General features: G+C 67.4%; 29 protein-coding genes. 24 read left to right on the top strand and 5 right to left on the bottom strand.

Translation table 11 applies throughout. The annotated features are described in order from the left end of the window. Positions 1-9 precede the first annotated feature (9 nt). The gene (locus VI056_06010; protein ID HEY6202579.1) at positions 10-1,179 is read right to left on the bottom strand and encodes an ABC transporter substrate-binding protein; all 1,170 of its coding nucleotides are present in this window, start codon (positions 1,177-1,179) and stop codon (positions 10-12) included. A gap of 165 nt (positions 1,180-1,344) precedes the next feature. Between VI056_06010 and VI056_06005 the strand changes: the two genes are divergently transcribed. From VI056_06005 to VI056_05995, 3 genes are read left to right on the top strand one after another with little or no spacing between them, the layout of a single operon-like run. Beyond that, entirely contained in the window at positions 1,345-2,640 is a 1,296-nt protein-coding gene (locus VI056_06005; protein ID HEY6202578.1) for a hypothetical protein, read from the top strand. Between the two features lie 18 nt (positions 2,641-2,658). Next, positions 2,659-3,321: an endonuclease III gene (nth, locus tag VI056_06000; GenBank protein ID HEY6202577.1), complete on the top strand. Its 663-nt coding sequence runs from the start codon at positions 2,659-2,661 to the stop codon at positions 3,319-3,321. A 47-nt stretch (positions 3,322-3,368) separates the two neighbouring features. Continuing rightward, positions 3,369-4,076, top strand: a complete 708-nt coding sequence (locus VI056_05995; protein HEY6202576.1) for an FHA domain-containing protein — start codon at positions 3,369-3,371, stop codon at positions 4,074-4,076. A 3-nt stretch (positions 4,077-4,079) separates the two neighbouring features. Here the strand turns inward: VI056_05995 and VI056_05990 are convergent, their stop codons facing one another. Next, on the bottom strand, positions 4,080-4,529 hold the full coding sequence (locus VI056_05990; GenBank protein ID HEY6202575.1) for a CoA-binding protein: 450 nt from the start codon (positions 4,527-4,529) through the stop codon (positions 4,080-4,082). A gap of 12 nt (positions 4,530-4,541) precedes the next feature. Here VI056_05990 and VI056_05985 point away from each other — a divergent pair, with 12 nt between their 5' ends. Both VI056_05985 and VI056_05980 read left to right on the top strand, forming a co-directional pair. Continuing rightward, entirely contained in the window at positions 4,542-5,081 is a 540-nt protein-coding gene (locus VI056_05985) for a hypothetical protein (GenBank protein HEY6202574.1), read from the top strand. Between the two features lie 37 nt (positions 5,082-5,118). Further along, complete coding sequence (locus VI056_05980; GenBank protein HEY6202573.1) at positions 5,119-6,048, top strand: Ku protein; 930 nt, start codon at positions 5,119-5,121, stop codon at positions 6,046-6,048. A 9-nt stretch (positions 6,049-6,057) separates the two neighbouring features. Here the strand turns inward: VI056_05980 and VI056_05975 are convergent, their stop codons facing one another. Continuing rightward, the gene (locus VI056_05975) at positions 6,058-6,465 is read right to left on the bottom strand and encodes a nitroreductase family deazaflavin-dependent oxidoreductase (GenBank protein ID HEY6202572.1); all 408 of its coding nucleotides are present in this window, start codon (positions 6,463-6,465) and stop codon (positions 6,058-6,060) included. A 64-nt stretch (positions 6,466-6,529) separates the two neighbouring features. On the opposite strand from VI056_05975, the gene VI056_05970 reads away from it, so the two are divergent. From VI056_05970 to VI056_05940, 7 genes are all read left to right on the top strand, one after another. Further along, positions 6,530-6,907: a hypothetical protein gene (locus tag VI056_05970; GenBank protein HEY6202571.1), complete on the top strand. Its 378-nt coding sequence runs from the start codon at positions 6,530-6,532 to the stop codon at positions 6,905-6,907. A 168-nt stretch (positions 6,908-7,075) separates the two neighbouring features. After that, complete coding sequence (locus tag VI056_05965) at positions 7,076-8,203, top strand: hypothetical protein (protein ID HEY6202570.1); 1,128 nt, start codon at positions 7,076-7,078, stop codon at positions 8,201-8,203. 92 nt (positions 8,204-8,295) lie between these two features. Then, positions 8,296-8,433, top strand: a complete 138-nt coding sequence (locus VI056_05960; protein ID HEY6202569.1) for a hypothetical protein — start codon at positions 8,296-8,298, stop codon at positions 8,431-8,433. A gap of 126 nt (positions 8,434-8,559) precedes the next feature. Next, the gene (locus VI056_05955; GenBank protein HEY6202568.1) at positions 8,560-8,823 is read left to right on the top strand and encodes a metal-sensitive transcriptional regulator; all 264 of its coding nucleotides are present in this window, start codon (positions 8,560-8,562) and stop codon (positions 8,821-8,823) included. After that, on the top strand, positions 8,820-11,114 hold the full coding sequence (locus VI056_05950) for a heavy metal translocating P-type ATPase (GenBank protein ID HEY6202567.1): 2,295 nt from the start codon (positions 8,820-8,822) through the stop codon (positions 11,112-11,114). Before VI056_05955 ends, VI056_05950 begins: the two co-directional genes overlap by 4 nt. A gap of 15 nt (positions 11,115-11,129) precedes the next feature. Then, complete coding sequence (locus VI056_05945) at positions 11,130-11,531, top strand: hypothetical protein (GenBank protein ID HEY6202566.1); 402 nt, start codon at positions 11,130-11,132, stop codon at positions 11,529-11,531. Between the two features lie 25 nt (positions 11,532-11,556). Next, positions 11,557-13,881: a copper-translocating P-type ATPase gene (locus VI056_05940; protein HEY6202565.1), complete on the top strand. Its 2,325-nt coding sequence runs from the start codon at positions 11,557-11,559 to the stop codon at positions 13,879-13,881. A gap of 204 nt (positions 13,882-14,085) precedes the next feature. Here the strand turns inward: VI056_05940 and VI056_05935 are convergent, their stop codons facing one another. Next, positions 14,086-14,451 carry a metalloregulator ArsR/SmtB family transcription factor gene (locus tag VI056_05935; protein ID HEY6202564.1) on the bottom strand — a complete coding sequence of 122 codons (366 nt, stop codon included), beginning with the start codon at positions 14,449-14,451 and terminating at the stop codon, positions 14,086-14,088. A 121-nt stretch (positions 14,452-14,572) separates the two neighbouring features. On the opposite strand from VI056_05935, the gene VI056_05930 reads away from it, so the two are divergent. The 10 genes from VI056_05930 (at position 14,573) to VI056_05885 (ending at position 21,301) form a co-directional block, all read left to right on the top strand. After that, a complete protein-coding gene (locus VI056_05930) occupies positions 14,573-14,986 on the top strand; it encodes a DsrE/DsrF/DrsH-like family protein (protein ID HEY6202563.1) in 414 nt (137 codons plus the stop codon). 11 nt (positions 14,987-14,997) lie between these two features. Beyond that, positions 14,998-15,243 (top strand): sulfurtransferase TusA family protein, encoded by a 246-nt coding sequence (locus VI056_05925; GenBank protein HEY6202562.1) that lies wholly within the window; start codon positions 14,998-15,000, stop codon positions 15,241-15,243. After that, on the top strand, positions 15,243-16,376 hold the full coding sequence (locus tag VI056_05920; protein HEY6202561.1) for an FAD/NAD(P)-binding oxidoreductase: 1,134 nt from the start codon (positions 15,243-15,245) through the stop codon (positions 16,374-16,376). Before VI056_05925 ends, VI056_05920 begins: the two co-directional genes overlap by 1 nt. A gap of 10 nt (positions 16,377-16,386) precedes the next feature. Continuing rightward, complete coding sequence (locus VI056_05915) at positions 16,387-16,632, top strand: sulfurtransferase TusA family protein (protein ID HEY6202560.1); 246 nt, start codon at positions 16,387-16,389, stop codon at positions 16,630-16,632. Beyond that, complete coding sequence (locus VI056_05910) at positions 16,629-17,168, top strand: DsrE/DsrF/DrsH-like family protein (protein HEY6202559.1); 540 nt, start codon at positions 16,629-16,631, stop codon at positions 17,166-17,168. Before VI056_05915 ends, VI056_05910 begins: the two co-directional genes overlap by 4 nt. 3 nt (positions 17,169-17,171) lie before the next feature. Then, a complete protein-coding gene (locus tag VI056_05905; GenBank protein HEY6202558.1) occupies positions 17,172-17,609 on the top strand; it encodes an OsmC family protein in 438 nt (145 codons plus the stop codon). Positions 17,610-17,825: 216 nt separating this feature from the next. Beyond that, positions 17,826-18,077, top strand: coding sequence for a hypothetical protein (locus tag VI056_05900; protein ID HEY6202557.1), 252 nt, complete (start codon positions 17,826-17,828; stop codon positions 18,075-18,077). 100 nt (positions 18,078-18,177) lie between these two features. Continuing rightward, a complete protein-coding gene (locus VI056_05895; protein ID HEY6202556.1) occupies positions 18,178-18,402 on the top strand; it encodes a DUF378 domain-containing protein in 225 nt (74 codons plus the stop codon). Between the two features lie 63 nt (positions 18,403-18,465). Continuing rightward, positions 18,466-20,115, top strand: coding sequence for a DHA2 family efflux MFS transporter permease subunit (locus tag VI056_05890; GenBank protein ID HEY6202555.1), 1,650 nt, complete (start codon positions 18,466-18,468; stop codon positions 20,113-20,115). A 244-nt stretch (positions 20,116-20,359) separates the two neighbouring features. After that, positions 20,360-21,301, top strand: coding sequence for a fasciclin domain-containing protein (locus VI056_05885; protein ID HEY6202554.1), 942 nt, complete (start codon positions 20,360-20,362; stop codon positions 21,299-21,301). A gap of 82 nt (positions 21,302-21,383) precedes the next feature. On the opposite strand, the gene VI056_05880 is transcribed toward VI056_05885, so the two are convergent. After that, entirely contained in the window at positions 21,384-22,256 is an 873-nt protein-coding gene (locus VI056_05880; protein ID HEY6202553.1) for a cobalamin B12-binding domain-containing protein, read from the bottom strand. A gap of 106 nt (positions 22,257-22,362) precedes the next feature. Between VI056_05880 and VI056_05875 the strand changes: the two genes are divergently transcribed. Both VI056_05875 and VI056_05870 read left to right on the top strand, forming a co-directional pair. Beyond that, positions 22,363-22,734, top strand: a complete 372-nt coding sequence (locus tag VI056_05875; GenBank protein HEY6202552.1) for a pyrimidine dimer DNA glycosylase/endonuclease V — start codon at positions 22,363-22,365, stop codon at positions 22,732-22,734. Continuing rightward, positions 22,731-23,660 (top strand): NAD(P)H-binding protein (locus VI056_05870; GenBank protein ID HEY6202551.1); only part of this gene is annotated, 930 nt, incomplete at its 3' end. The genes VI056_05875 and VI056_05870, both read left to right, overlap by 4 nt.

The following is a 23,660-nucleotide window of genomic DNA, read 5'->3' as shown; positions in this document are numbered from 1 at the left end:
AGGCGCTGCTTACTTTTCCGCTTTCCACTTCGCGGCCATCGCTGTTTCGAACGCCGCCCAGTCGACGGTCTTGCCTTGGATCGCGTTCTGGAGCGCCGCGCCGAGGTTGTCTCCGCCACCGGAGGGCAACAGGTCGGAGCCGTCGAAACGGACCGCGCTGGCGTTCGCGACCTGTGCGGCCTCTCGCTTGGCGAGGTCGTTCGGATACGCGGTCGCGGGGACGGACTTGACGGGCGAGATGACCGCGCCCGTTCCGGCCCACACGGACCCCGAATCCGCTGTGGTCATGTAGGCCAGGAACTCTTTCACGCCCGGCTTGTTGGTGAATGCGGCGATCACGTCGCCGCCGATGGTCACCGTCTTGCCGCTGCCGACGGCCGGAAAGTCGAACCAGTCGATCGTCTCGCCGACCTTGAGCGCGGTGTTCGTCTGACCTGTCGCGATGCCGCCAACGAACCCACCCTCGTAGTAGATGACGGCCGTGCCGTTCGCGGCGAACGTCTGACCGATGGCGTCGGTAAAGCTCCGTCCGAGAGCGGCGGTAATGCCGCCCGCGACGTAGTCCTCTTTGATCGCCGACTTCATCGTGTCCACCGCGGCGGCGACGGACGCGTCGGTCCAGGGCAGCTTGCCGCTGAAGAGCTGGTCGTACTTCTCCGGACCGGCCTGCTTCGCGTAGATGTTCTCGAACCAGTCAGTCAGCGTCCACGAGTCAGCCGCCCCGAGACCCATCGGCGCCGTGCCCTTGGCCTTGATGTCGCCGAGCAGCTTCGTGAAACCGGCGAAGTCACTCGGGGCGCTGACACCAAGCGTCTTGAACTTGTCAGGTCGGAACCACATGGTGCTCTTGCTGTTGAACTTCACCATGATCGCGTACTGCGTCCCATCGACCTGACCGATCTCGAGGATCCCCGGTGGGTAGTTCGACTTCAGCGCATTCACGTCGATGCCGAGGTCGGCGACCTTCTTCAGGGATCCCTGCCGCGCGAACTGGCGCAGGAACCCGATGCCCGGAATGATCGCGACGTCCGGCGGATTGCCGCCAGAGATTCGCGTCTGCAGGATCGTCGAGTAGTTATCGCGGATCGATTCGTAGTTGGCGGTGACCCCGGACTTCGCCTTGAAGGCGTCGAGCACTTTTTGGAACGATGCCTGCTCGCTTCCGCCCCAGAGCGACATGACGGTGATCGTGCTACCGGCTGCCGCAGTTCCGACCGGCGTCGGGGTCCCGCTCCCTCCGCAGGCGGTAATCACGATCGAGGCAATGAACGCAATCGCGGCTAACGACCGAGTGGATCGCATCACGGCACACCTCCCATGCGGACTCGTACAGTACCGCTAATCGTGGCCACCACGGACACCCGCATCGACCGGGCTGAGGCGGAGCGGGTGGCGGCCGAGGCGCGGCGCGTGCTGAAAGGCAACCGCCAGTCCGGCATCTCGGACTGGGACGGCATGCGCTACGACTTCGTGTGCCCATCCCCGACGCACTACCCGTTCCAGTGGTTCTGGGACAGCGCGTTCCACGCCATCGCGCTTCTGCACGTCGACCCCGAGCTCTCCAAGCAGGAGCTGCGCTGCCTGATGCAGGGCGCCCAGCCCGACGGTTTCCAGGGGCACATGCTGCTGTGGGAGCGGGACGCGCATAAGCGTTGGCTGAACGAGGAGTACTCCATCCGCCTCGCGCACCCCTTCTACACGGCGACGATCCAGCCGCCGGTCGTGGCGCGCGCGGTGGAGCGCATCTTCGAAGTGACCGGCGACAAGAACTTCGTGCGCGAGATGCTCCCTCCGATGGTCCGGTTCTTCGACTGGCTCGCTCGAGTACGAGATCCCGATGACGACGGACTCGTCGCGATCATCCAGCCCGACGAATCCGGTCTCGACGCGAGTCCCAAGTACGACAAGGCGATGGGGATCCCGTACGACCCACCGACCGACACGCTGCCTTCGCTGCAGCGGTCGATGCAGCGGCTCTTCGACGCGTACAAGGGCGCGACGCACGAGGCGCAGCCACTCCTTGATGTGTTCCTGTTCGAGGACGTCATGGTGAACTCGATCTACACGGACGGCCTTCGCGTTCTGGCGAAGCTGTCGCGTGCGGTCGGCGCGCCACACCCAGAGCGCTTCGAGCGCGCGTCGAAGCGAACTCTGGGTGCGCTGATGGCCAAATGCTGGGACCCGAGCGCGGGTCTCTTCTGGGACCTCTCGGGCGCGGCGGAGGAGCAGGCCCGCGTGCTCACGTTCACCTCGCTGTTCCCCCTGATCCTTCCCGATCTCGATGCCGCGGTCGCGAAGCGCCTCGTCCACGAGCATCTCTTGAACGAGAAGGAGTTCTGGTTGCCGTACCCCGTCCCGAGCGTTGCGGCGAACGAGGTGACATTCGATCCGGCATGGCAGACGAAGACGACCTGGCGCGGCCCCACCTGGGTCAACGTGAACTGGTACCTCTACTGGGGCCTTCGCGCGCACGGCTTCGACGAAGTCGCGACTGAGCTCGCCCGCCGCACCATCGCGATGCAGGCCCGCGGCGGGATCCGTGAGTTCTACGACCCGTTCACGGCCGAGGGCTATGGCGCGACCGACTTCGGCTGGTCCTGTCTCAGCCTGGATCTCATCGCGGCGGAGAACGCCGGCTAGAGACCGATACTCGTCCAGGTGCGGAGACGCCTGCGCGCGATCGCGCTTCGTCTGCGGAAGGTCTACGGGGCGCCGCCTGCCCCGCGGCGACTGCCACCACTCGATGAGCTGATCCTCACGGTGCTGTCACAGCACACGAGCGACACGAACCGCGACCGCGCATACGCGGACCTGCGGTCGCGCTTTCCATCGTGGGATGACGTCGCCGATGCCCCGCTGCCGGCGCTCGCGAAGGCGATCTACCGCGGCGGGCTCGGTCCCACCAAAGCGGTGCGCATCCGCGGGATCCTCAGGGAGCTCCGGGACCATGGCATCGCGCTCGACGACCAGGCGCTGATGGGGCTGCGGTCGAAGCCTCTGTGGGATCTGCTCGTCTCTCTCACGGGCGTCGGCCCGAAGACCGCCGCGTGTGTGCTGCTCTTCTCGCTCGGTCGGCCGTACTTCCCGGTCGATACGCACGTGTACCGCGTCGCGCGAAGGCTCGGGCTCGTCGACGAGCGCGCTGACGCGGTCGCCGCGCAGGAGGTGTTGCAGGCGACCGTGCCGCCGAACGAGATGTACGCGTTACACATGCATCTCATCCGCCACGGTCGCGAGGTGTGCATCGCGCGCCGGCCGCACTGCTCGCAGTGCGTGCTCTCGTCCCTGTGTCCGCGCATCGGCGTCATCGATGCGCGCTGACCTAGGATTTAGGCGATGAGGTCCGTCGCGCAGAAGGTGCCTACGAAATGAAGCTCTTCGAGAGCCTCAAGCGACTCCTCGAGCCGCGCGCGCGACCCCCGGTCGAGACGGTCGGAGCCCCGACCGCGGATCGGCCACCTCCTCGCGAACCGGAGCCGCTCCCGGAACCAGAGCTCCTGCGTGAACCCGCGTCCCCGGACGTCATCCCCACCGTCGCCGAGACATCCGATGTGTCAGAGGTCCGAGCACTTCTCGAGGCCGTCGCCGAAGCACCCGAGCCCGCCGAGTCCGTCGCTGAGGCTCCTGCGCCGACTCCGCCTCCGGAGCCGACGCCAACGCTCTTCCAAGAGTCGACCGAAGAGGTCGTCGACGTCCCCAGCGCAGCACCCGCCCGCGTCGGCGATGCGCTCGTGCTCACGCTCGCCACGCCGCCCGCGACCTTCACCGTGGCGAAAGCGGCGGCGACCATCGGGCGTGGTCAGGAGAACACGATCCGGTTGGATGACCTCTCGGTGTCGCGCCGGCATGCGCGCATCGCGTACAAGCAGGGCGGCTACTGGCTCAGCGACACGGGGAGCATGGGCGGCACGTGGGTCGACGGAACGAGGCTCAACGCGCCGTACCGGGTCGGGCCCGGTCAGATCATCGACATCGGGTTATGTCGGCTGACGGTCAGCTTCGCAGTGGCGAGCGCGGATAAGAAGGAGCGCAAACCGCGGACCGAAGTCGCTGCACCGGTCCGTCGCCGGCGCTGACCGTCAGGCGCGGCGGTGCGGTCCCGGCCCGAGGCCTAGCAGGCCATGTGTCACACCCATGCAGCGCCTCGTGACCACCATCAGGTCCGCGTCCGCCGCCAGGGCGACGGCCTCGTCGCTGTCCGTACCTTGCTGGAACCACAGGACCTTCGCGCCGATCGCGATAGCGTCTTGCGCCACGGTCGCGGCCTCCTCCGGCGGGCGGAACACGTCGACGACATCGATCGGCACATCGATCTCGCGCAGTGACTCGAATGCACGCTCACCGAGGATCTCGCCGCCGCGCGGATTCACCGGGACGATGCGGTAGCCCTGCGACTGGAGGTAGCGCGGGATGTCATGCCCGGGCTTGCCGGTCGCGTTCGATGCGCCGACGACGGCGATCGTCTTCGGCGGCGCAAAGATGCTCAGCAGCTCCTCGTGCGTCGGCTGTTTCACCCGAGAATTCACCATGAGCCAACGTTAATGGAGAGCGCGTTTCGCGATCGGCTGATCGAGCAGCTGAGGGGTCGCTACGACCTCGCCGGCAAGATCGCGCGCGAGCCTGAGCTTGCCGCGATCATCGATGAGTTCATTGGTCGCCTCGAGCGCGCGTTTGGATCGCTCGAAGGCGTTCGGGACAAGCGGATCCTCGACATCGCCTCAGGCTCGAATTCAAGCCGCTCGCCCACGACGGGAAAACGCACGGCTCTGTTCGAGCCATGGTTCGCGCGGCTCGTTCTCGAGCTTGGCGGTGCGCCGGTCGCGCTCGACGCCGGAGATCTCGATGGCGAGCGTTTCGAGCACCACCGCGTCGATCTCGGCAGACCTGGCGCGCTCGACTTCCTGCCCGCGGCGTCCTTCGACGGTGTACAGGACAGCCGCCTGTTCGGCTCGCCCGAGTTCCGTAAGGCGTACCCCCGCAAACGCGATCACGAGCGCGTGAAGGCCGAGATCGCGCGCCAGGAGCGGCGTCTGCTGACGCCGGACGGAGTGATCATCCACAGCGACAATCCGCGCGCGTAACCTTGAATCAACAATTCAAGTGGGGAGCGTGGCGCCAATGGCTCAAGCGATATGGACCGGCAGCATCAGCTTCGGCCTCGTGAACATTCCGGTGCGGCTTTATCCAGCCACGCAGCCAAAGGACGTTCGCTTCCATCTCTATGACCGGCGCACCGGTAAGCGGGTGCGGTACGAGCGCGTCACGCGAGCGGAGGAGGCGGCCACGTTCGCGCCTGATCCGACGCTTCCCCCGTCCTACGAGCCCCCGACTGAGCTGCGCGCGGAGCGAGGATCCGAGCCGGAGTGGGTCCGCGAATCGACGCCTGCGGTACGACCGGTCGAGGCCGAAGATCTCGTGAGGGGAGTGGAGCTACCGGAAGGTGACCTCGTGACGGTGACCGACGAAGAATTCGTCTCGCTCGCGCCCGAGCGAAGCCGAACGATCGATCTCGAGGAGTTCGTCGATCTGGCCGAGATCGATCCGGTGTTCTACGAGAAGAGCTACCACGTCGCGCCGGCTCGCAGGATGGGTGCCGAGAAGCCGTACGTCCTCCTGCTCCAGGCGCTGCAGGAAGAGCGCATGGTCGGCATCGGGCGCTTCGTCCTTCGCACCAAGCCGCACCTCGTCGCGGTCCGTCCGCTCGAGAAGACGCTCGCGCTCGAAACGCTGTTCTTCGGCGATGAGGTGCGGAGCCCCGAAGAGTTCGTAGCGTCGACTGACGTTTCGGTCTCGGATCGCGAGGTGAAGACGGCCCGTCAGCTCATCAGTGCGATGGCGGCCGAGTGGTCGCCATCCAGTCACGCCGACGCGTACCGCGAAGAGCTCCTGGCCTTGCTCAGGAGCAAATCGCCCGCGGCTCCGGCCCCGATCACCGAGGCGACGGCCGCAACAGATATCGGCGATCTGATGGAAGCGCTGAGGAGCAGCGTCGAGGCCGCCAAGCAGAGGCAGAAGAACAAACCATCCAGCTCGAAGCGGGCTGGGTGATCGGTAGCGCTAGGAGACGCGCTCCAACACGACGACCGGAATGATCCTCGTGGTCTTGCTCGGGTAGTCGCGGAAGGCCGCGAAGTTGTCACCGTGCGCCTTGTACAAACGGTCGCGCTCCGGCCCCTTCGCGATCGGCGTCGCGCGCACCTTGAACTTCTCGTTCCCGACCTCGATCTCGGCCTCGCGATGCTTGACGAGGTTGTGGTACCAGCTGGGGTGCGCCGGCGCGCCGCCCTTCGACGCCGCGATCACGTAGCGGTCACCGTCGCGGTGATACACGAGCGGCGTGGTCCGGACCTCTCCGCTCTTCGCGCCACGCGTCGTGAGCAGCAGGAGCTTGTCGCCGAAGTGACCAATGCCCTTGCCGGCGCGCGCGTGGAAATCGTCGATGACGCTCTTGTTCCAATCGGCCATACCCACCCCAATCCATTCGATGTCGCCGTTATTCCCCGCGTGGAGTTCCTACTATGAGAAACCGATGAGCACAGTCGCCGGACAGATAAGGCGGATACCGTCCGCGGTGCGGCCGACCGTGCAAGCGGCACGTCGTACGGTGAAGGCCCTCGCGCCGAAAGCGAAGGAGATCGCGTACCAGAGCGAGCCGCCGCGCTCGAAGAGCGCGATGTGGAAGATCGTCCGGTACGCGCTCGGCGCTGAGCCTGTCGTCGGGATCGGGACATTCGCGACGTACGCGACCTTGTTCTTCTACCGCGGCCGCGAGATCGACGACGCGAGCGGACTGCTCGAAGGCAGCGGGAAAGACGCGCGCTTCACCAGGCTCCGCACTCCCGCCGACGCTGCGCGGCCCGCCGTGCGTCGGTTGGTGCGGCGAGCGTTCGCGTTGGAAGAGGACTAGCGGGCACGGAAGTACTGGCCCAAGAGGAGCCGGGCGTTCATCTGCGTTCAGGTCGCGATGGCCAAAGAGCTGAAATCCCTCGACAGAACTTAAGCACCGGTACTGTCGTACTTCGCTCGGCAGGTCACGGGGCGCAAGAAGTCGCGATATCTGGCGTTAACTGGCTGCATGAACACACCCTCCGAAATGCCGCCCGTCGAGCCTGCCGCAGAGACCACCACCACGGAGTTGGACGCCGCTCGTCTCAAGGAGATCACCAAGCAGCTGGCGGGTGACGTGCGTCCCATCGTCGAACACGGCGTGGCTGCTGTCGTCGACCGCGCGGAGCCGCTCGTCGAGCGAGCACGTCGCTGGGCGGACGTGATGCTTCCGGTCTCCGATGAGATCGGTCCGATCATCAACGACCTCCGTCCCGTCGTGCAGGACTGGCGGGCGCAACTGAGCGAGCGCCTCCCCGTAGTGAGCGCCGCAACAGCGCGACTCGCGGGGCGGTTCTACCGAGGTCCGGTCGTGAGTGCCGGCCGGCTCGCAGGCACGAGCGCACGGCGTCTTGCGAGTAGCCGTCCGACGCTCCCGTCTGCGGGACCAAGCCTTTCCATGCCGACGATCCACGCACCCCGTATCGCGTCGCCGGTCGTGCGCATGCCGTCTCTGCGGATGGGTGCGGCAGTGCGTTCACTGGCCCGACGCCTTCGGCCCGGCCGCTGGGCGTTCCGCACGGTGGCGATCGGCCTGATCGTCTTCGTTGTGAGCAATGAGCAGCTGCGCGATGCGATGGTCGACGAGGTGAACTGGACGCGGTCCGTCGTCCAGACGATCGAGCTCCCGACGATCCAGCTCCCGACCGTCGACCTGCCGACGTTCCAGATCCCGAACATCGAGATCCCGGCGTTCCAGTTCTCGAAGCCGGAGACGACCGCTCCGCCCAAGCTCGCGCCGGCCCAGTTCGAGCTGCCGCCGCTCAACGCGTATCGCGCCGTGTTCGAAACGCAGGCCACGTACCCGACGGTCCCGCCGAACGCCACGGTCGAGTGGGTCGTCGCGCTCCGCAACACCGGTTCGGCCGGTTGGTATCGCGGCGTGGCCGGAGCGCAGGCGGCGCTCGCGCTCACGGACGGGACCGAGGTCGCGGTCCAGACGACCCCGTACGTCGCGCCAGGACAGGTCGGCTGGTTCATCGCGCACTTCCGCGCTCCAGCCGCGCCCGGCGCACACGCAGTTCCGCTGTTCCCGCGTATCGACGGGCGCGGCGAGCTCCCCAACCTCGGGATCTACGCGCTCGTGACGGTGCGTTAACTCAGCTCGCACCCCCGCGATCGTCAAATGTGACGGACTGCGGCTTGATCAGCGCGAGGTAGATCGGGCAGCGCGCGCTCACGCGCGACTCGGTGGCGCTTACCGGCGCGGGGCACCGCGACCTCGAGCATCCGATGGTCGCCTGCTGCGCACATCACGTCGTCGACGTCCTACCGATCGTCGGCGTCTCCGGTCTCGCCGTCTTCCTCGTCGAGCTCCGCACTCCGTGACCCGCCACGGCGCGGCGGGGTTAGGCGAGACGCTGACGCGCGGCGCCCAGCTGCCCGGCTGGTACGATGGACAGGTCTACCCCCTCCCCATAGGGGGTGGGTATACGTGCAGGACGGAGGCACCACATGCAGGCAGACAAGAGCGAGCTCGACGCGCGCCTCGCGTCGATCGAAGGGCACATCAAGGGTATCCGGAGGATGGTCCAGGACGACACGTACTGCGTTGACGTGCTCAAGCAGACGTTCGCCGTGGAGCGCGCGGTCCAGAAGTTCGAGACCGAGGTGCTCCGCGGCCACCTCGCGACCTGCGTCCCCGCCGGCTTCAAGGAAGGTCGGAACGACAAGATGATCGAAGAGCTGACCGACCTCTTCGCCCTGGCACGCAAGTGACAACGACCACTGCGGCGATGACGGCGGCGATGCCCGCGGCCAAGCGCGAACTCGCGATCACCGGCATGACCTGCGCGTCATGCGTCCATTCCGTGGAGACGGCGCTCGCGAGCGTGCCCGGTGTCGCCTCGGCAGAGGTCAATCTCGCGAACGAGCGCGCGACGGTCCGGCTCGATCCGGCGCACGCCGAGCTGGCCGCACTGGTGAGGGCCGTCGAGCGTGCGGGGTACGGCGCTCTCGTCATTCCCGAGGGCGACGCCGCGCGCAGCGCGGCCATCGAGGACGAGCGCGCCCTGCGCCTGCGGTACGTGGATTCACTTCGCCGCCGCCTGGTGGTGGCAGGCGTGCTCGCGGGGCTCGCGATCCTCCTGTCGATGATCGCGCCCCTCGTGGTCCCTGAACTCGAGGAGGCACCCTGGCGGCCCTACGCGCTGTTCTTGTTCGCCACGCCCGTGCAGCTCTGGGCGGCGGCGCCGTTCTACCGCGCGGCGTGGAACGCCGCGCGGCATGGCACAAGCAACATGAACACGCTCATCGCGGTCGGGACGACTGCCGCCTACGGCCTGTCCGTCGCGGCGACGTTCCTGCCCGACCTCTTCCGGGCCAACGGCCTCGCGCCGACCCAGAACCTCTACTACGAGACCTCGAGCGCGATCATCGCGCTGGTCCTGGCCGGTCGTTTCATGGAAGCACGCGCTCGGGCGCACACCGGCGACGCCATCCGCGCCCTCCTCGCGCTCGGCGCCAAGACCGCGCGGGTCCGCCGACCCGGTGGCCTCGAGGAGGACGTGCCGATCGAGCAGCTCAAGATCGGCGATGTCGTGCTCGTCCGTCCGGGCGAGACCATCGCCACCGACGGTCTGCTCCTCGCCGGGGCGTCCGCGGTCGACGAGTCGATGCTTACCGGTGAGTCGATCCCGGTCGAGAAGAATCCCGGTGACGAGGTCACCGGCGGAACGCTCAATACCACCGGCGCGCTGCGTCTCCGCGCGACGCGGGTGGGCGAGAACACGACGCTCGCGCAGATCGTCCGGCTGGTCGAAGACGCACAGGCCTCGAAGGCCCCTATCCAGCGCCTGGTCGACCAGATCGCTGCCGTCTTCGTGCCGATCGTCTTCGTCCTCGCTGGTCTTGCGTTCGTCGCGTGGATATTGCTGGGTCCCGAGCCGAAGCTGACCTACGCACTCACGGTGTTCATCGCCGTTCTCATCATCGCGTGCCCATGCGCGCTCGGGCTTGCGACACCGACGGCGATCATGGTCGGCACCGGCCGCGGCGCATCGCGCGGGATCCTCATCAAGAGCGCGATCGCCCTCGAGGCCGCCCAGCGGATCGACACCGTCGCCTTCGACAAGACCGGGACCCTCACCGTCGGACGGCCTGAAGTCACGGACCTCCTGAGCTGTTCCGACTACGGTGAGGACGAAGCCCTCCGGCTCATCGCGAGCGCCGAGCTGCGCTCTGAGCATCCGCTTGCCGGTGCCGTGCTCGAGGCGGCGCGCGCGAAGGGGCTTGTGATGAGCGAACCCGCGCGCTTCGAGTCGTTCCCGGGCCAGGGTGTGCACGCCGTCGTCGATGGCCACGAGGTGTACGTCGGCAACCGGAGATTCGCGGTGGCGCATGGCTTCGCCGATCTCGGTGACGGCCTGCTCGCGCACCACGAGTCGCAGGGCAAGACGCCGCTCATCGCGACCATCGACGGCAAGCCGCTCGCGATCCTCGCACTCGCCGACGTGCCACGCGCGGCCGCGGCGGAGGCGATCCGTGAGCTGCGGCGTATGGGACTGCGGACGATCCTCGTCTCGGGCGACACGCGACGTACGGCGGAGGCGATCGGCCGCAGTCTCGGGATCGAAGAGGTCCGCGCTGAGGTTCGCCCGGACGGCAAAGCTGCACTCGTAGCCGAGCTGCAGAAAGCCGGTCGCAGGGTCGCGATGGTGGGCGACGGCGTGAACGACGCGCCCGCGCTCGCACAGGCCGACCTCGGCATCGCCATCGGCAGCGGCACGGATGTCGCGATCGCGTCGGCGGGCATGATCCTCGTCGGTGCCGATCCCCGCGGCGTCGCCCGGGCGCTCCGGCTCTCCCGCAAGACGGTGGGGACGATCCGCATGAACCTGTTCTGGGCGTTCTTCTACAACGTCGCGCTCATCCCGCTGGCGGCGGGCGTCCTCTATCCGTTCCTGGGCGTGCTGCTGTCGCCGATCTTCGCCGCCGGCGCGATGGCGATCTCGTCCGTGACCGTGGTGACCAACTCTCTGCGCCTGCGTGGCGCGACCATCGATCGATGAAGGAAGGTGCCTGAGATGACCAAGCTGCTGGACCCGGTGTGCGACATGGTGGTCGACCTGGAGGACGCGCGCGAGCACGGCCTGACGTTGGAGTTGCCGGATCGCGAGTACGCCTTTTGCGGGCACGGTTGCCTGACGAAGTTCGCGAAGTCGCCGGAGACCTACAAGTCGAAGGTGGATACCTGGCTGGCCGCTGGCGCGCGTGACGAACATTCCCAAACGCATGCGCACGCCGACGAGCTTCCGATGATCGACGCCGGCATGCGCGAGTGGTACAAGGCGTGCCGTTGCTGTATGCACGACGCGTATCCGGCCGTCGTCGAGCAGCTCGACGCCGAGCGCGCGGCGATGGCGCAGGCGCCCAGCGACGCAGGCATCTGCGAGACGGCGGAAGCGCAACAGCCCGGCTCTCCGTGACGGCGATCAGCGCCTCGAACATCTGATGCGGCACGCCACGCAGCACGCCAGTACGACGACCGAGACGATCGCGGTCTCGCTCGACGACGTCTTCTGCCCGTGTTGTCAGGACGATCTCAGCGCGGCGATCGAACATCTTCCGCACGTCGTCGGCGCGCATGTCGACCTCGAACATAGAGTCGCCAGCGTCACGATCCACTCGGGCATGACCGACGCCTTGACGCTGCGAAAGCAGATCGAGGGCTGCAACTTCCGCAACCCGGTGCCGTTGCCGAGGGCGCAGGTCAGCTCGCACGAGGCGATGCACCACGCGGCGTCCAAGACCGCGGCGCACAGCGGCCACGAGGCGATGGGTCACGACATGTCCGATCCGCGCATGGCCGCCGCAATGGAAGCGGACATGCGCCGGCGATTCGTCGTCGCGCTCGTGCTGTCGCTCCCCGTGGTCGCGTACTCCTCGCTCGGGACGCTCCTCCTGGGGGGTCGCGAGCTCCCGGCGCCCATCGACAGGAACTGGATCCTCTTTGCCTTCTCGACGCCCGTCGCGCTGTGGGCTTCGAGCGTGTTCCACACCGGCGCATGGCGATCGATCCGCTCCGGTGTGCTCAACATGAGCGTGCTCGTCTCGCTGGGGATCCTCGTGAGCTATCTCTTCAGCGTCGGCCTCACCCTCACGACCGGTGGCGACACGTTCTACGAGGCGTCGGTGATGCTCGCCACCTTCCTGCTCTTCGGCCACTGGATGGAGATGAAGGCCCGGCGCGGTTCGTCCGATGCGGTGCGCAAGCTGCTCGAGCTCGCGCCGGGCGAGGCGAACGTCGAGCGCAGCGGCAAGATCGTGCGTGTCCCGGTCTCCGAGGTCCGTGTCGGTGATGTGATCGTGCTGCAGCCCGGGGACCGCCTGCCCGTCGACGGCGTGGTGCTGGACGGGCACACGGCGATCGACGAGTCGATGGTGACGGGCGAGTCGATCCCTATCGAGAAGGAGGCGGGGGCGAAGGTCATCGCCGGGACCGTCAACCAGACCGGCTCGATCCGTTTCCGTGCCACACAGGTGGGATCGGACACCACGCTCGCGCGGATCGCGCAGATGGTCGAGCGCGCCCAGGCTTCGAAGCCACCGGCGCAGCGGCTCGCGGACCGCGCCGCGCACTACCTCGTCATCGCCGCCGTCGCCTCCGGTGTGCTCACCTTTCTCTATTGGTCGTTCATCGCCAAGGAACCCGTGATGTTCGCGCTCACCCTCGCCGTCACAGCGATCGTCATCGCCTGCCCGGACGCGCTGGGCCTGGCGACGCCGACCGCGATCATGGTCGGGACCGACATCGGCGCGAAGCACGGGATCCTGTTCAAAGAGGCAACGAGTCTCGAGCTCGCGTCGAAGATCCAGGTCGTCATCTTCGACAAGACCGGAACCCTCACCGAAGGCAAGCCGCACGTCACCGATCTCGTCGCGCTTCCGCCACTCGACGAGAACGAGTTGCTGCGTCTTGAAGCCGGAGCCGAGGTCCGCTCCGGCCACCCGCTGTCCAAGGCGCTGCTCGACGAAGCGCAGCGCCGGGGTATCGCCGTGCCGGAACGCATCGAGGACTTCGAAGCGCTCGCCGGACGCGGCGTCCGAGCCCGTGTGGAGGGCCGCGAGGTGCTGGTCGGCACCCAACGGCTCATGGCGGACCGCGGGATATCGCTCGACCCGATCGCTCCGAAGATCGATGAGCTCTTGCATGAGGGCAAAACGCTCACCGTCGTCGCGATCGACGGGCGGCTGGCGGGAGTTGCCGCCGTCCAGGACACCCCGCGAGCGAGCGCGAAGGCGGCGGTCTCGGGCCTGCGCGCTCTTGGCATCGAGGTGGCGATGCTGACAGGAGACAACCGTCAGACCGGCGAAGCCGTCGCGCGTGAGATCGGGATCGAGCGGGTGCTGGCGGAAGTACTGCCCGAGCACAAGGCGGACGAGGTCAAGCGGCTGCAGTCGGAGGGAAAGTTCGTGGCGATGGTCGGCGACGGCATCAACGATGCGCCCGCGCTCGCCCAAGCTGACCTGGGGATCGCGATCGGCGCGGGGACGGATGTGGCCGTCGAGACCGGCGACATCGTGCTCATGCGCTCGGATCCACGAGACGTACTCGGCGCGATCACGCTGTCGAAGGCGACCGTGCGCAAGATGAAGCAGAACCTCTTCTGGGCCGCGATCTACAACCTCATCGCCATCCCGGTCGCCGCCGGCGCGCTATATCCAACGCTCGGACTGCTGCTGCGTCCGGAGTTCGGGGCGCTGGCGATGAGCGCGAGCTCGATCACGGTCGTGACCAACGCTCTGCTGCTCAGGCGAACGGAGCGCGAGCTCTAGGATCTCGTCTCCTTTCTCTCTGGCTCGCGACGGTCGACCGGCTCGTTCATATGCCGATCGCCCTCGAGATGTGTGTGGTCATGTGCGCCGGGGCCCGAGCTCTCCGCGTTCGTGGTCACCCTGACTTTGTCGTTGCCGATGGCCGCCTGGATGCGGTTCCGTGGACACGAGCGGCGGCACATCCTCGAGATGGTCGGCGACGGCCTATCTCTTCTTCAACGCCAGCCGCGGCAACCCGGACGTCGCCGTGCGCTCCGCTGCGCGGGCCAGCGTCCGCGCACGCGTCCGCAGAGAGTCGCACATCCACTCGCAGACGCGCGGCAGGTTCTTGTCGTCGACGCGGTAGTAGATCGCGGTGCCTTCACGGCGGCGCGCGACAAACCCGGACTCGAGCAGCCGCGTGAGGTGCGCCGATGCGTTGAAGCGTGACGTTCCGGCGGCCTTTGCGAGCACTCCGACCGCCATCTCGCCCTCCACCATGAGCACGTGGAGGATGCGCAGGCGGGTCGGATCACCGAGCAGCGCGAATCGCCGCGCGGCGCCCTCGATGAGACCGTCAGTCAAGCTCATGACACGACCGTCGGATATGTGACTGCGTGATTACAGAGTCGAAGGTCCCGAGTGCTTCGGGCCGCTTGACTCTCGCTCCGGCGGGACCTTCCGGCGAGAGTTGTCGACGGAGGCGAAGACGATGGAAGAACGGCTCGAAACCCCGCTCTCACTCGTCCTCTTTTCAGGCACCGATGACAAGCTCAGCGCGGCCGCGGTCCTCGCGGTCGGAGCGGCGGCGATGGGTCGCCCGGTCAACCTCTTCCTCCAGTACTACGCCGTCGACGCGTTCCGGTCCGACCGGATCGCGAAGGACCACGGTCTCTCGCCCGAGGCGACAGCCGCGCAGAGGTCCGTCGTGGTGGCGCACCCGGGCGCGCACTGGTCCGACCTGCTCCGCCAGGCGAAGGAACTCGGCGACGTCCGCATCCACGCCTGCGCGCTGTCGACGGAGATGTTCGGCCTCGCACAGAAGGACCTGGATCCGATCGTCGACGACATCGAGGGCGTCGCCGCGTTCATGGCTGACGCGCAGGGCCCGATCACGTTCATCTAAAGGAGATCGCGATGACGCTCACCGAAACGCAGCTGACGAAGTCGATCGACGCGCGCGGCATGGCCTGCCCCGGGCCGCTCCTCGCGCTCATCGGCGCGATCCGCCAGGGGCAGATCGGCGACACGTTCGAGGTCATCTCGAGCGACGCTGGCTCGCGTACCGACATCCCGGCGTGGGTCGCGAAGGCGAAGCACGAGATCGTCGGCGTCCTCGAGGAGCCTGGCTTCGCGCGCTTCATCGTACGGAAGGCGCGCTGATGCCCGCCCGGGTCGTCGTGCTCGGCGGCGGTGTCGGCGGGACGCTCGTGGCGAACCTCATCGCGAAGGAGCTCGGCCGCGAGGCCGCAGTCACCGTCGTCGATGGCACGGGCATGCACATCTATCAGCCCGGCTTCCTCTACGTCGCGCTCGACCAGGCGAACGCGCTCTGGCTCGCGCGCGACGAGCGCACGCTGCTGCGCAAGGAGGTCGCGCTCGTCGTCGATCAGGCGACGAGGATCGACCCGGTCGCGCAGACCGTGACGCTCGCGCGGAGCGGCTCGCTCGCATTCGATTACCTTGTCGTCGCGACGGGCTCACGGCTGGACCGCTCGGCAGTTCCCGGCTATGGCGACACGCACGACTTCTACTCGGTCGAGGGCGCGCTGCGCCTCCGTGAAGAGCTGCGTCGCTTCAAGGGCGGGCGCATCGTCCTCGGCGTCGCCGGCATCCCGTACAAGTGCCCGCCGGCGCCGGTCGAATTCGTCCTGATGACCGAGGAGTACCTGCGAAAGCGTGGCATCCGCGAGAAGAGCTCGGTCACGCTGCTCTCGCCACTGAACCGCGCGTTCACCATCGAATCCGCATCGAAGCTCGTGCAACCGATCTTCGACCAGCGCGGCATCGGGCTCGGCACGTTCTTCAACGTCGAATCGGTCGACGCGGAAAAGCGCACGGTGTCCTCGATCGAGGGCGAGACCGCCGAGTACGACCTCCTCGTGCTCGTCCCGCCGCACAAGGGCTCGGCCGTGGTGATCGACTCCGGGCTCGGCGACGCCGGCGGCTGGATGCCGACCGACCGAAGCACACTCGCGCACAAGGAATACCAGCGCATCTTCGCCATCGGCGACGCGACCGACTTGCCCATCTCGAAGAGTGGCTCGACCGCGCACTTCGAGGCGCCGATCGTCGCGAGCCGCATCGCGTCGTTCGTCCGAGGCACCGCTCCGAGGGTCGCGTACGGCGGCCGCGTGATGTGCTTCCTCGAGACTGGTGGAGGGCGGGCGACATCCTTGCGCTTCGACTACACGCATCCGCCTGCCCCACCGAAGCCCTCGCGCCTCTGGCACTGGGCGAAATGGGTCTTCAACCGCGCGTACTGGGTGACCGTTCCGCAGGGACGGATCGGATGAGGAGGCGCACGTGACGCTCGTGATCGCGAAGACACTCGACTGCAAAGGCCTTGCGTGTCCGCTGCCGATCGTGAAGACGGCGCAGGCGATGAAGCTCCTCGGTGCCGGCGACGTCATCGAGGTACTCGCCACCGATCCGGGCGCCACGAAGGACTTCGCCGCGTGGGCGAAGGCCACCGGTAACCCGCTCGTCGAAGCGACGAGCGACGCTGGCGTCTTGCGCTTCGTGCTCATGAAGAAAGGGGTGACCCCATGACGCTCACGCTCGATCGACCGACCGCGCTTCCGCTCCCCGCGCCCGACGAAACGACGGCGAAAGAGACGGGTGGCCTCGTCATCTTCGCCTGGAGCGGCGACCTCGACCGCGTGTGGCCGACGCTCATCCTCGCGAACAGTGCGGCCGCGCTCGGAAAGCCCGTAACGGTGTTCTTCACCTTCTGGGGACTCTTCCCACTCGTGCGCAACGACCGCGGCATCACCGGCAAGAAGTGGATGCAGAAGATGCTCTCGGTCATGAACAAGGGCGGGACCGCGCACATGAAGCTGTCGAAGCTGAACTTCGCAGGCATGGGCTCGGCGATGATGCGGACGCTCGCCAAGCAGTACAACGTCGCGAGTCCGCAGGAGCTCCTCGAGACAGCACGCGACATGGGCGTCCGGCTCGTGCCCTGCCAGATGACCATGGACCTGATGGGTCTCACGAAGGACGACCTCATCGAGGGCATCGAGGAGCCCGCCGGCGCCGCGACCGCGCTCGCCGCCGCCGATGGCGCGACGACCCTCTTCATCTAGAGCATGGGACGGATCTTGGTCGTGCGCGAAGCAGGCGTGCGCTTCACCGCGGATGTCCGCGGGCACCGTGTCACGTACGACCAGCCGATCGAGGCCGGCGGAACCGACGCGGGGCCAACGCCGACCGAGTCGTTCGTCGCGAGCCTGGCGGGCTGCGCTGCGTACTACGTCGAGCGGTTCCTCGAGCGCCACGGCCTGTCCGCGGACGGGCTCTCCGTCGCTGCCGACTTCTCGATGGCGCAGCATCCTTCGCGCGTCGATGTGGTCGAGATCACCATCGAGCTCGGAGGTGAGCTACCCGACGCGCTGCGCGCGCCGCTCCTTGCCGTCGCCCAGCACTGCACGGTGCACAACTCGATCGCCGCGGCGCCCGACGTGCGGATCGAGCTCGGCACGCGAGTCGCTCGTGGCGCGGGCGTTCTGAGCCGCTTAGCCTTGTAAGACGTTGCGTGCTTGGGTCGGTCGCGACCCGGTTGAAGGAACGACTTCTGTGAATCGCCGCCGGCTTGATGCGCGGAGGAAACTGTTCCTCGAGATGATTGTCACACTGGTGGTGGCCATCGTGGTTCTCGGGGGAGCCGCGCTCGCGCAGGGCACCGACTACCTCGGGGGAAAGGTGCGCACCGGCGACGCTGTGGTGTTGCTTACGGCGAAACCGTGCGCGGTGACCTGTACATCTTCGCTCGTACCGCCACGGTGGATGGGACCGTCGACGGGGATCTGGTGGTCTTCGGCCGCCAGGTCACCGTTAAACGGGGCGGTGAACGGATCGATCACCGCCACATCGGTGCGCTTGGGTCGGAGGAGCCGGTAGCGCGCCTCTCAGGCGCGAAGGAGCTCGACGCTCACGCCGGTGCGTCAGCTTACCTCGCCGATGCGAAAAAGCGCCGCATCCATCTCGCGAAGTAGACACCTTATACAGACTCTTGACAAGCCTCCGTGGCTGAGCTACCTTCGGCACATAATCTATACAGAGTCTCTACAAGAGACCTGGCACCGGAGGAATGTCATGCGCGCAGCTCAGATCCTCGCGTCGATCCTGCTCATCGTCGGCGGACTCAACTGGGGCCTCGTAGCCATCGCCAACTTCGATCTCGTCGCCGCACTCGTTGGCCTCACCTTCGGCAACACGAACGCGATCACTCGTGTCATCTATGGCATGGTCGGCGCCGCGGCGGTCTTCGAAGCGGTCCGGCTCGTCACCGTGCGCAGCGCCCGTACCGCGCTCGCCTAGCCCCTTCCGACCACGGCGCGGCCGGCAGCCGGCCGGCCGCGCCGAACTTCCAAAGGAGCCGAAGTGACCTACGCACAGGCACAAGAGGGACGCTCGCGCTGGCTCGGCCTATCCGCGCTCAGCCTCGGGGTCGCCATGATCATCGTCGACGCCACGATCGTGAACGTCGCCGTACCGTCGCTCGTGAAGGACCTGGGGTTGGACAGCACGCAGGCGGAGTGGGTGAACACCACTTACGCGTTGGTCTTCGCCGCCTTCTTGGTCACCCTCGGCCGCGCCGGTGATCTCATCGGCCGCCGCGTCACGTACCTGGCGGGCACTGCGCTTTTCGCCCTTGCATCCGTCGCCGCAGGTGTGGCGCCGACGGGGGAGCTGCTGATCGCGGCTCGCCTCGGCCAGGGTCTGGCCGGCGCCGCGATCCTGCCGGCGACGCAGTCGATCATCAACACGACCTTCCGCGGCCGTGACCGAGCTCTGGCGTTCGGCATCTGGGGCGCGACGATCGGAGGAGTGGCCGCAGTGGGTCCGCTCCTCGGAGGCTGGCTCACGACGAACCTCTCCTGGCGCTGGGCCTTCTACGTCAATCTGCCGATCGCGCTCGTCGCGATCGCCGGCACGCTCCTCTATGTGAAGGAGTCGCGCGATGAGAACGCTCGGCGCGGGTGGGATCCGCTCGGCTTCGTGCTCGTCACGCTCGGGCTTTCGTCCTTCGTGTTCGGGCTCGTTGAAGGACGCCTCTACGGCTGGCTCGCTCCAACGAAGCCCTTCGCAGCGTTCGGTTGGACCTGGCCCTCGACCGAGATCTCGATCATCCCGGTCGCGATCGTCGGCGGGCTGCTTGCCGTGGTCGCGTTCGCGTGGGTCGAGCTCCGGCGCCAGCGCGCCGGTCGCTTCTTCCTCTTCGACTTCGACCTGTGGCGCTACCCGGCGTTCCGCTTCGGCAACCTCGCTGGCACGATCGTGTCGCTGGGAGAATTCGGTCTGCTCTTCGTCCTCCCGCTCTTCTTACAGGCGGTCGTCGGCTACTCCGCGTTCGAGACGGGCCTGACCTTCCTCGCGCTCGCGCTGGGCTCATTCGCCTCGGCCGGCGCGGCGAGCGTGCTCACCGCGCGGTTCGGCCCGCGCCGTGTCGTCAGCATCGGCATGGCCCTCGAAGCGGTCGGCATCCTCGCCACGACACTGCTGATCTCGCCCTCCGTTGCCGGACTGACCCTCGCCGCGCCGCTCTTCGTGTACGGCGTGGGTGTCGGTTTCGCGACGGCTCAGCTGACCAACATCGTCCTGTCTGATATCCCGCAGGCCCGCTCCGGCCTCGCCTCGGGGACCAACTCGACGATGCGCCAGCTCGGATCGGCGCTGGGCATCGCGATCCTCGGCACCGTCCTGTTCAGCGGTCTGGCGGACGGCACCCGCGAACGGCTCGCCGTCACAGGGAGCGTCCCCGCGCCGGCGCGCGACGCCATCGTCCAGGCCCTCGACGCATCAGCCGGCCAGGCCCTCGTCGCTCTCCGCGAGGATCCGCGCGGCTTCGCTATCGTGCCGGCCGTCGAGGACGCGTTCGTCGCGGCTGCCCGCGGGGCGGGAGAGGTCGCGTTCGCGTTCGTGATGCTCGGTCTTTTCATGTCGTTCCTCATTCCCGTGGCCGAACCGGCAAGGGCGGCCATCGCCGCCGATGGGGCCGCGACGGCCGGGCCAGCCTCAGGGCGGATCTAGACAAGACAGACCGACCGTCGCTGACACCATCGCGTCAGGCCAACGAGCCCGACCGCGCCTGGGACCCCGTCAGATCGCCCGCTTGAAGCTGCTCATCCCCTGCTGTCCGCCGATGATCCCTCTCGACCTGGAGAGAGCCTTTTTTTGGCTCTACTCGTACAGACTATTGACAATCTCTAGACGATATCTATACAGTCGGCAGTAAGAACCTCGTCATCGAAGATGACCGAAAGGACACACCTGCATGGATCGTCGCATCTCACTCCTCGTATCGCTCGGCATCACGGCAGCCCTGCTCGTGGGCTGCTCGACCACCCCCGCGGCAAGCACGACGACCGCGAGTCCCGCGGCGCCGACGGCGACCGCCCGTGCCCAGATGGACATCGTGGACACGGCCGTCGCAAACGGGTCGTTCACGACGCTCGCGAAGCTCCTCGGCTCGGCTGGCCTGGTCGCAACGCTCAAGGGCACTGGGCCGTTCACCGTGTTCGCGCCGACGGACGACGCGTTCGCCAAGCTGGACAAGGCAACCCTCGACTCGCTCGCCATGGACCCGGCGAAACTGAAGGCCGTGCTCACATATCACGTCGTGTCGGGCAAGGTGCTCGCCGCTGACGTGAAGTCCGGCCTGGTTCAGACGGTCGCCGGCTCACCGTTCACCGTCTCGATCAACGGGACCTCGGTCATGATCGACAACGCGAAGCTCATCAAGACCGACGTGCTGGCCTCGAACGGCGTCATCCACGTGATCGACAGCGTCCTCATCCCCGCGTCACTGTCTCAGAAGGACATCGTCGACACGGCGGTCGCCGCCGGCGGATTCACGACCCTCGCCAAGCTGCTCACCTCCGCGGGTCTTATCAACACGCTCAAGGGCGCCGGCCCATTCACGGTCTTCGCACCGACGGACGAGGCCTTTTCCAAGATCGACAAGGCGACCCTCGACGCCATCGCGGGCGATCCCGCGAAGCTCAAGGCCGTACTCACCTATCACGTCATCGCCGGCCGCGTGCTCGCCGCTGACGTCAAGGCAGGAGCGGCCCAGACCGTTGCCGATCAGCCGATCACCATCGCCACCCAGGGTGGGGTGGTGATGGTCAACAACGCCAAGGTCATCAAGACCGACGTGCTCGCCTCGAATGGCGTCATCCACGTCATCGACACCGTCCTCCTCCCCAAGCTCTAGGGCAGGCCCGCCTTCGGTCTAGCCCGACGACGCCGGGCGATGCGTGCATCGCCCGGCGTTCGGCTGTCTAGAGCGTCGTCGATCAGCGTGCTTTGGTGGTGAGCTGCGTCGCACCGGTGATCAGGTCGGGACCCAGGAGCGTGGCGCGCATCCGCCGCGCGTGCTCATCGGTCGCGCCTGCTCCGCCGATGGCGAGCGTCACGCGATGGGCGAGGTCGGCGAGCTCGTCGGCGACGGCGGTGAAGCGCCGCCGGTCTGTCGACAGGGCGACGAACACGCCGGCGCGCGAGCGTTTGAGCGCCGAGGCGGCGGTCTCGATCGGCGTGTCCTGGCCGAGATAGAGGATCCGCCATCCCTTTCGGCGCAGCACGAGTCCGAAACAGACGAGTCCGATGTCATGGAGTTCCCCCGGCACGCAGGCGAGCACGACCCGACGGCCGCGTCCTTCGTCCCACCCCCGCGCGAGCCCCAGCAGCCGGCCGCGGATGAGCGTCGAGGCGAAGTGCTCCTGCGCCACCGTGACCGTTCCGGCGGCCCAGCGATCGCCGATCGAGCGGAGCTCTGGCAGGATCGCCTCGACGAGCGCCGTCTCCAGGACGACGCTGGAGAAGAGTCGGTCCAGCGTCGCATGGGAACCCGGCTCGTCGAATGCCAAGAGGACCCGGTCGAGCTCCTCCACCAGACCGACGGGGACCGTAGTCGCGTGCGCGCCGGCGGCCTCCTCCTGGAGGACCGCGCGCGCCGCCTGAGCCGCCGACAACCCGGACTCGAGGAGCGACCGCATGCGGCGGATGCGCGCCGCGTCGAGGTCGGAGTACAGGCGGAAGTGTCCCGAGGTGCGCCGCGGTCGCAACAGCCGGTAGCGTGCCTCCCAGGCGCGGAGGAGCTCGACGCTCACGCCGCTGCGCCGGCTCAGCTCGCCGATGCGCAGAAGTGCTGGCCCTGGCTCATTCACGTCGTGAGTAGACATCTTATACAGACTCTTGACAAGTCGGGTGGGCCTCTGCAAGACTCTCTACAGAGTCTCGACAGCGGGGAAATGAGGGAGGGCACCGAGGGAAATGCGTATCTGGGATGTGGCGCCGCAAACGCTGTGTCGCTCTCATCTGCTGGGCGAGCATCGCGAGGGCCACGCGGTGTTCGCGGTGATCGCTCGCGGCAGCGCCGGCTACCGGGAGCATCCGGAGACGAAGCGCTGGGTGGGGAAGCTTCCGGCGCTGGCGACCCGGCACCAGCGTGTCGTGGACGAGATGCGCCGGCGTGGCTACCGTCACGCCAGCCCGATGCGAGCCTGGCGCGGATCGCGGATCCAGCGTGCGCGGCTTCTGTCGCTCGACGCGCAGTCCGCGCGCTTGGCCGCGAAGCCCTGTCAGTGTCCGCAGCTGAGCGGCTCGCGAACGAAGGCGGCGATGCGAACGGGGAGCCCGCGATGAGCGTGCATCAACTCTCGGCTGAGCAGTTCGTCCCGAGCTCCAAAGCCGAGGTCTTCGCATTCTTCTCTCGACCCGAAAACCTGGGGCGCATCACGCCGGCCGATATGCGCTTCGAGCTCACCAGCCCGGACCGTGTCATGCGCGCAGGCCTGCGTGTGGCGTATCGCCTCCGTACGCTGCTCGCCATCCCCACGACGTGGGTCAGTGAGATCACGCGTTACGACGCGCCAGACGCTTTTGTGGACGTGCAGGTGCGTGGACCATACGCGCGGTGGGAGCACACCCACACGTTCGACGCGGCGCGCATCGGCGACGTGATCGGGACGCGCATCACCGACTCGGTCACGTACGAGCTGCCCTTCGGACCGCTCGGCGATCTCGTGAACGCACTCGTGGTCCGGCGCCGGCTCGCCGCGATCTTCGAACACCGGCGTCGAGCCATTGAGCGTCTCCTCCCGCTGGTCCGGGCACAGGACGCACCGCTCCGCATCGCGGTCGTCGGAGGCTCCGGTTTCGTTGGCGGTGCGATCGCGCGCGAGCTCCACATGCGGGGCGAGAGGGTCATCGTCCTGTCGCACCGTCCCGATCGCGCCGCTGCCGAGCAGCCCGACGGTGTCGAGACGCGGAGGGCCGACGTGGCCGACCCTCGCTCCCTCGAGCGCGCGCTCGATGGGGTCGACGCGCTCGTGATCAGCCTCGCGTTCCCCAATTCCCCGATGGAGTCGCCGCGCCTGGGACACACCTTCGAGGCGGTCGACGCTGCGGGGACCGAGCGGCTCGTCGCCGCGGCAGCCGCTGCCGGCGTGCGCCGGATCGTCTACATCTCGGGCGCCGGCGCCGCTTCCGACTCGCCGCGCTCGTGGTTTCGCGCCAAGTGGCGCGCCGAGCGGGCCGTGCGCGAGTCGGGCATCGCGTACACGATCATC

The sequence above is a fragment of the Candidatus Limnocylindria bacterium genome, from assembly GCA_036523395.1.
Classification (GTDB): Bacteria; Chloroflexota; Limnocylindria; order P2-11E; family P2-11E; genus CF-39.
This window is presented reverse-complemented; position numbering and strand designations above follow the sequence as displayed.

What these genes read in the sequence shown, in the direction of transcription:
- VI056_05965 (HEY6202570.1), top strand. Translation starts at nt 7,076, where the DNA reads ATGAACACACCCTCCGAAATGCCGCCCGTCGAGCCTGCCGCAGAGACC.
- VI056_05885 (HEY6202554.1), top strand. Translation starts at nt 20,360, where the DNA reads ATGGATCGTCGCATCTCACTCCTCGTATCGCTCGGCATCACGGCAGCC.
- VI056_05935 (HEY6202564.1), bottom strand. Translation starts at nt 14,451, where the DNA reads ATGAGCTTGACTGACGGTCTCATCGAGGGCGCCGCGCGGCGATTCGCG.
- VI056_05985 (HEY6202574.1), top strand. Translation starts at nt 4,542, where the DNA reads ATGGAGAGCGCGTTTCGCGATCGGCTGATCGAGCAGCTGAGGGGTCGC.
- VI056_05920 (HEY6202561.1), top strand. Translation starts at nt 15,243, where the DNA reads ATGCCCGCCCGGGTCGTCGTGCTCGGCGGCGGTGTCGGCGGGACGCTC.
- VI056_05925 (HEY6202562.1), top strand. Translation starts at nt 14,998, where the DNA reads ATGACGCTCACCGAAACGCAGCTGACGAAGTCGATCGACGCGCGCGGC.
- VI056_05955 (HEY6202568.1), top strand. Translation starts at nt 8,560, where the DNA reads ATGCAGGCAGACAAGAGCGAGCTCGACGCGCGCCTCGCGTCGATCGAA.
- VI056_05895 (HEY6202556.1), top strand. Translation starts at nt 18,178, where the DNA reads ATGCGCGCAGCTCAGATCCTCGCGTCGATCCTGCTCATCGTCGGCGGA.
- VI056_05930 (HEY6202563.1), top strand. Translation starts at nt 14,573, where the DNA reads ATGGAAGAACGGCTCGAAACCCCGCTCTCACTCGTCCTCTTTTCAGGC.
- VI056_05945 (HEY6202566.1), top strand. Translation starts at nt 11,130, where the DNA reads ATGACCAAGCTGCTGGACCCGGTGTGCGACATGGTGGTCGACCTGGAG.
- VI056_05990 (HEY6202575.1), bottom strand. Translation starts at nt 4,529, where the DNA reads ATGGTGAATTCTCGGGTGAAACAGCCGACGCACGAGGAGCTGCTGAGC.
- VI056_05940 (HEY6202565.1), top strand. Translation starts at nt 11,557, where the DNA reads ATGCGGCACGCCACGCAGCACGCCAGTACGACGACCGAGACGATCGCG.
- VI056_05905 (HEY6202558.1), top strand. Translation starts at nt 17,172, where the DNA reads ATGGGACGGATCTTGGTCGTGCGCGAAGCAGGCGTGCGCTTCACCGCG.
- VI056_05995 (HEY6202576.1), top strand. Translation starts at nt 3,369, where the DNA reads ATGAAGCTCTTCGAGAGCCTCAAGCGACTCCTCGAGCCGCGCGCGCGA.
- VI056_05970 (HEY6202571.1), top strand. Translation starts at nt 6,530, where the DNA reads ATGAGCACAGTCGCCGGACAGATAAGGCGGATACCGTCCGCGGTGCGG.
- VI056_05875 (HEY6202552.1), top strand. Translation starts at nt 22,363, where the DNA reads ATGCGTATCTGGGATGTGGCGCCGCAAACGCTGTGTCGCTCTCATCTG.
- VI056_05975 (HEY6202572.1), bottom strand. Translation starts at nt 6,465, where the DNA reads ATGGCCGATTGGAACAAGAGCGTCATCGACGATTTCCACGCGCGCGCC.
- VI056_06010 (HEY6202579.1), bottom strand. Translation starts at nt 1,179, where the DNA reads ATGTCGCTCTGGGGCGGAAGCGAGCAGGCATCGTTCCAAAAAGTGCTC.
- VI056_05910 (HEY6202559.1), top strand. Translation starts at nt 16,629, where the DNA reads ATGACGCTCACGCTCGATCGACCGACCGCGCTTCCGCTCCCCGCGCCC.
- VI056_05980 (HEY6202573.1), top strand. Translation starts at nt 5,119, where the DNA reads ATGGCTCAAGCGATATGGACCGGCAGCATCAGCTTCGGCCTCGTGAAC.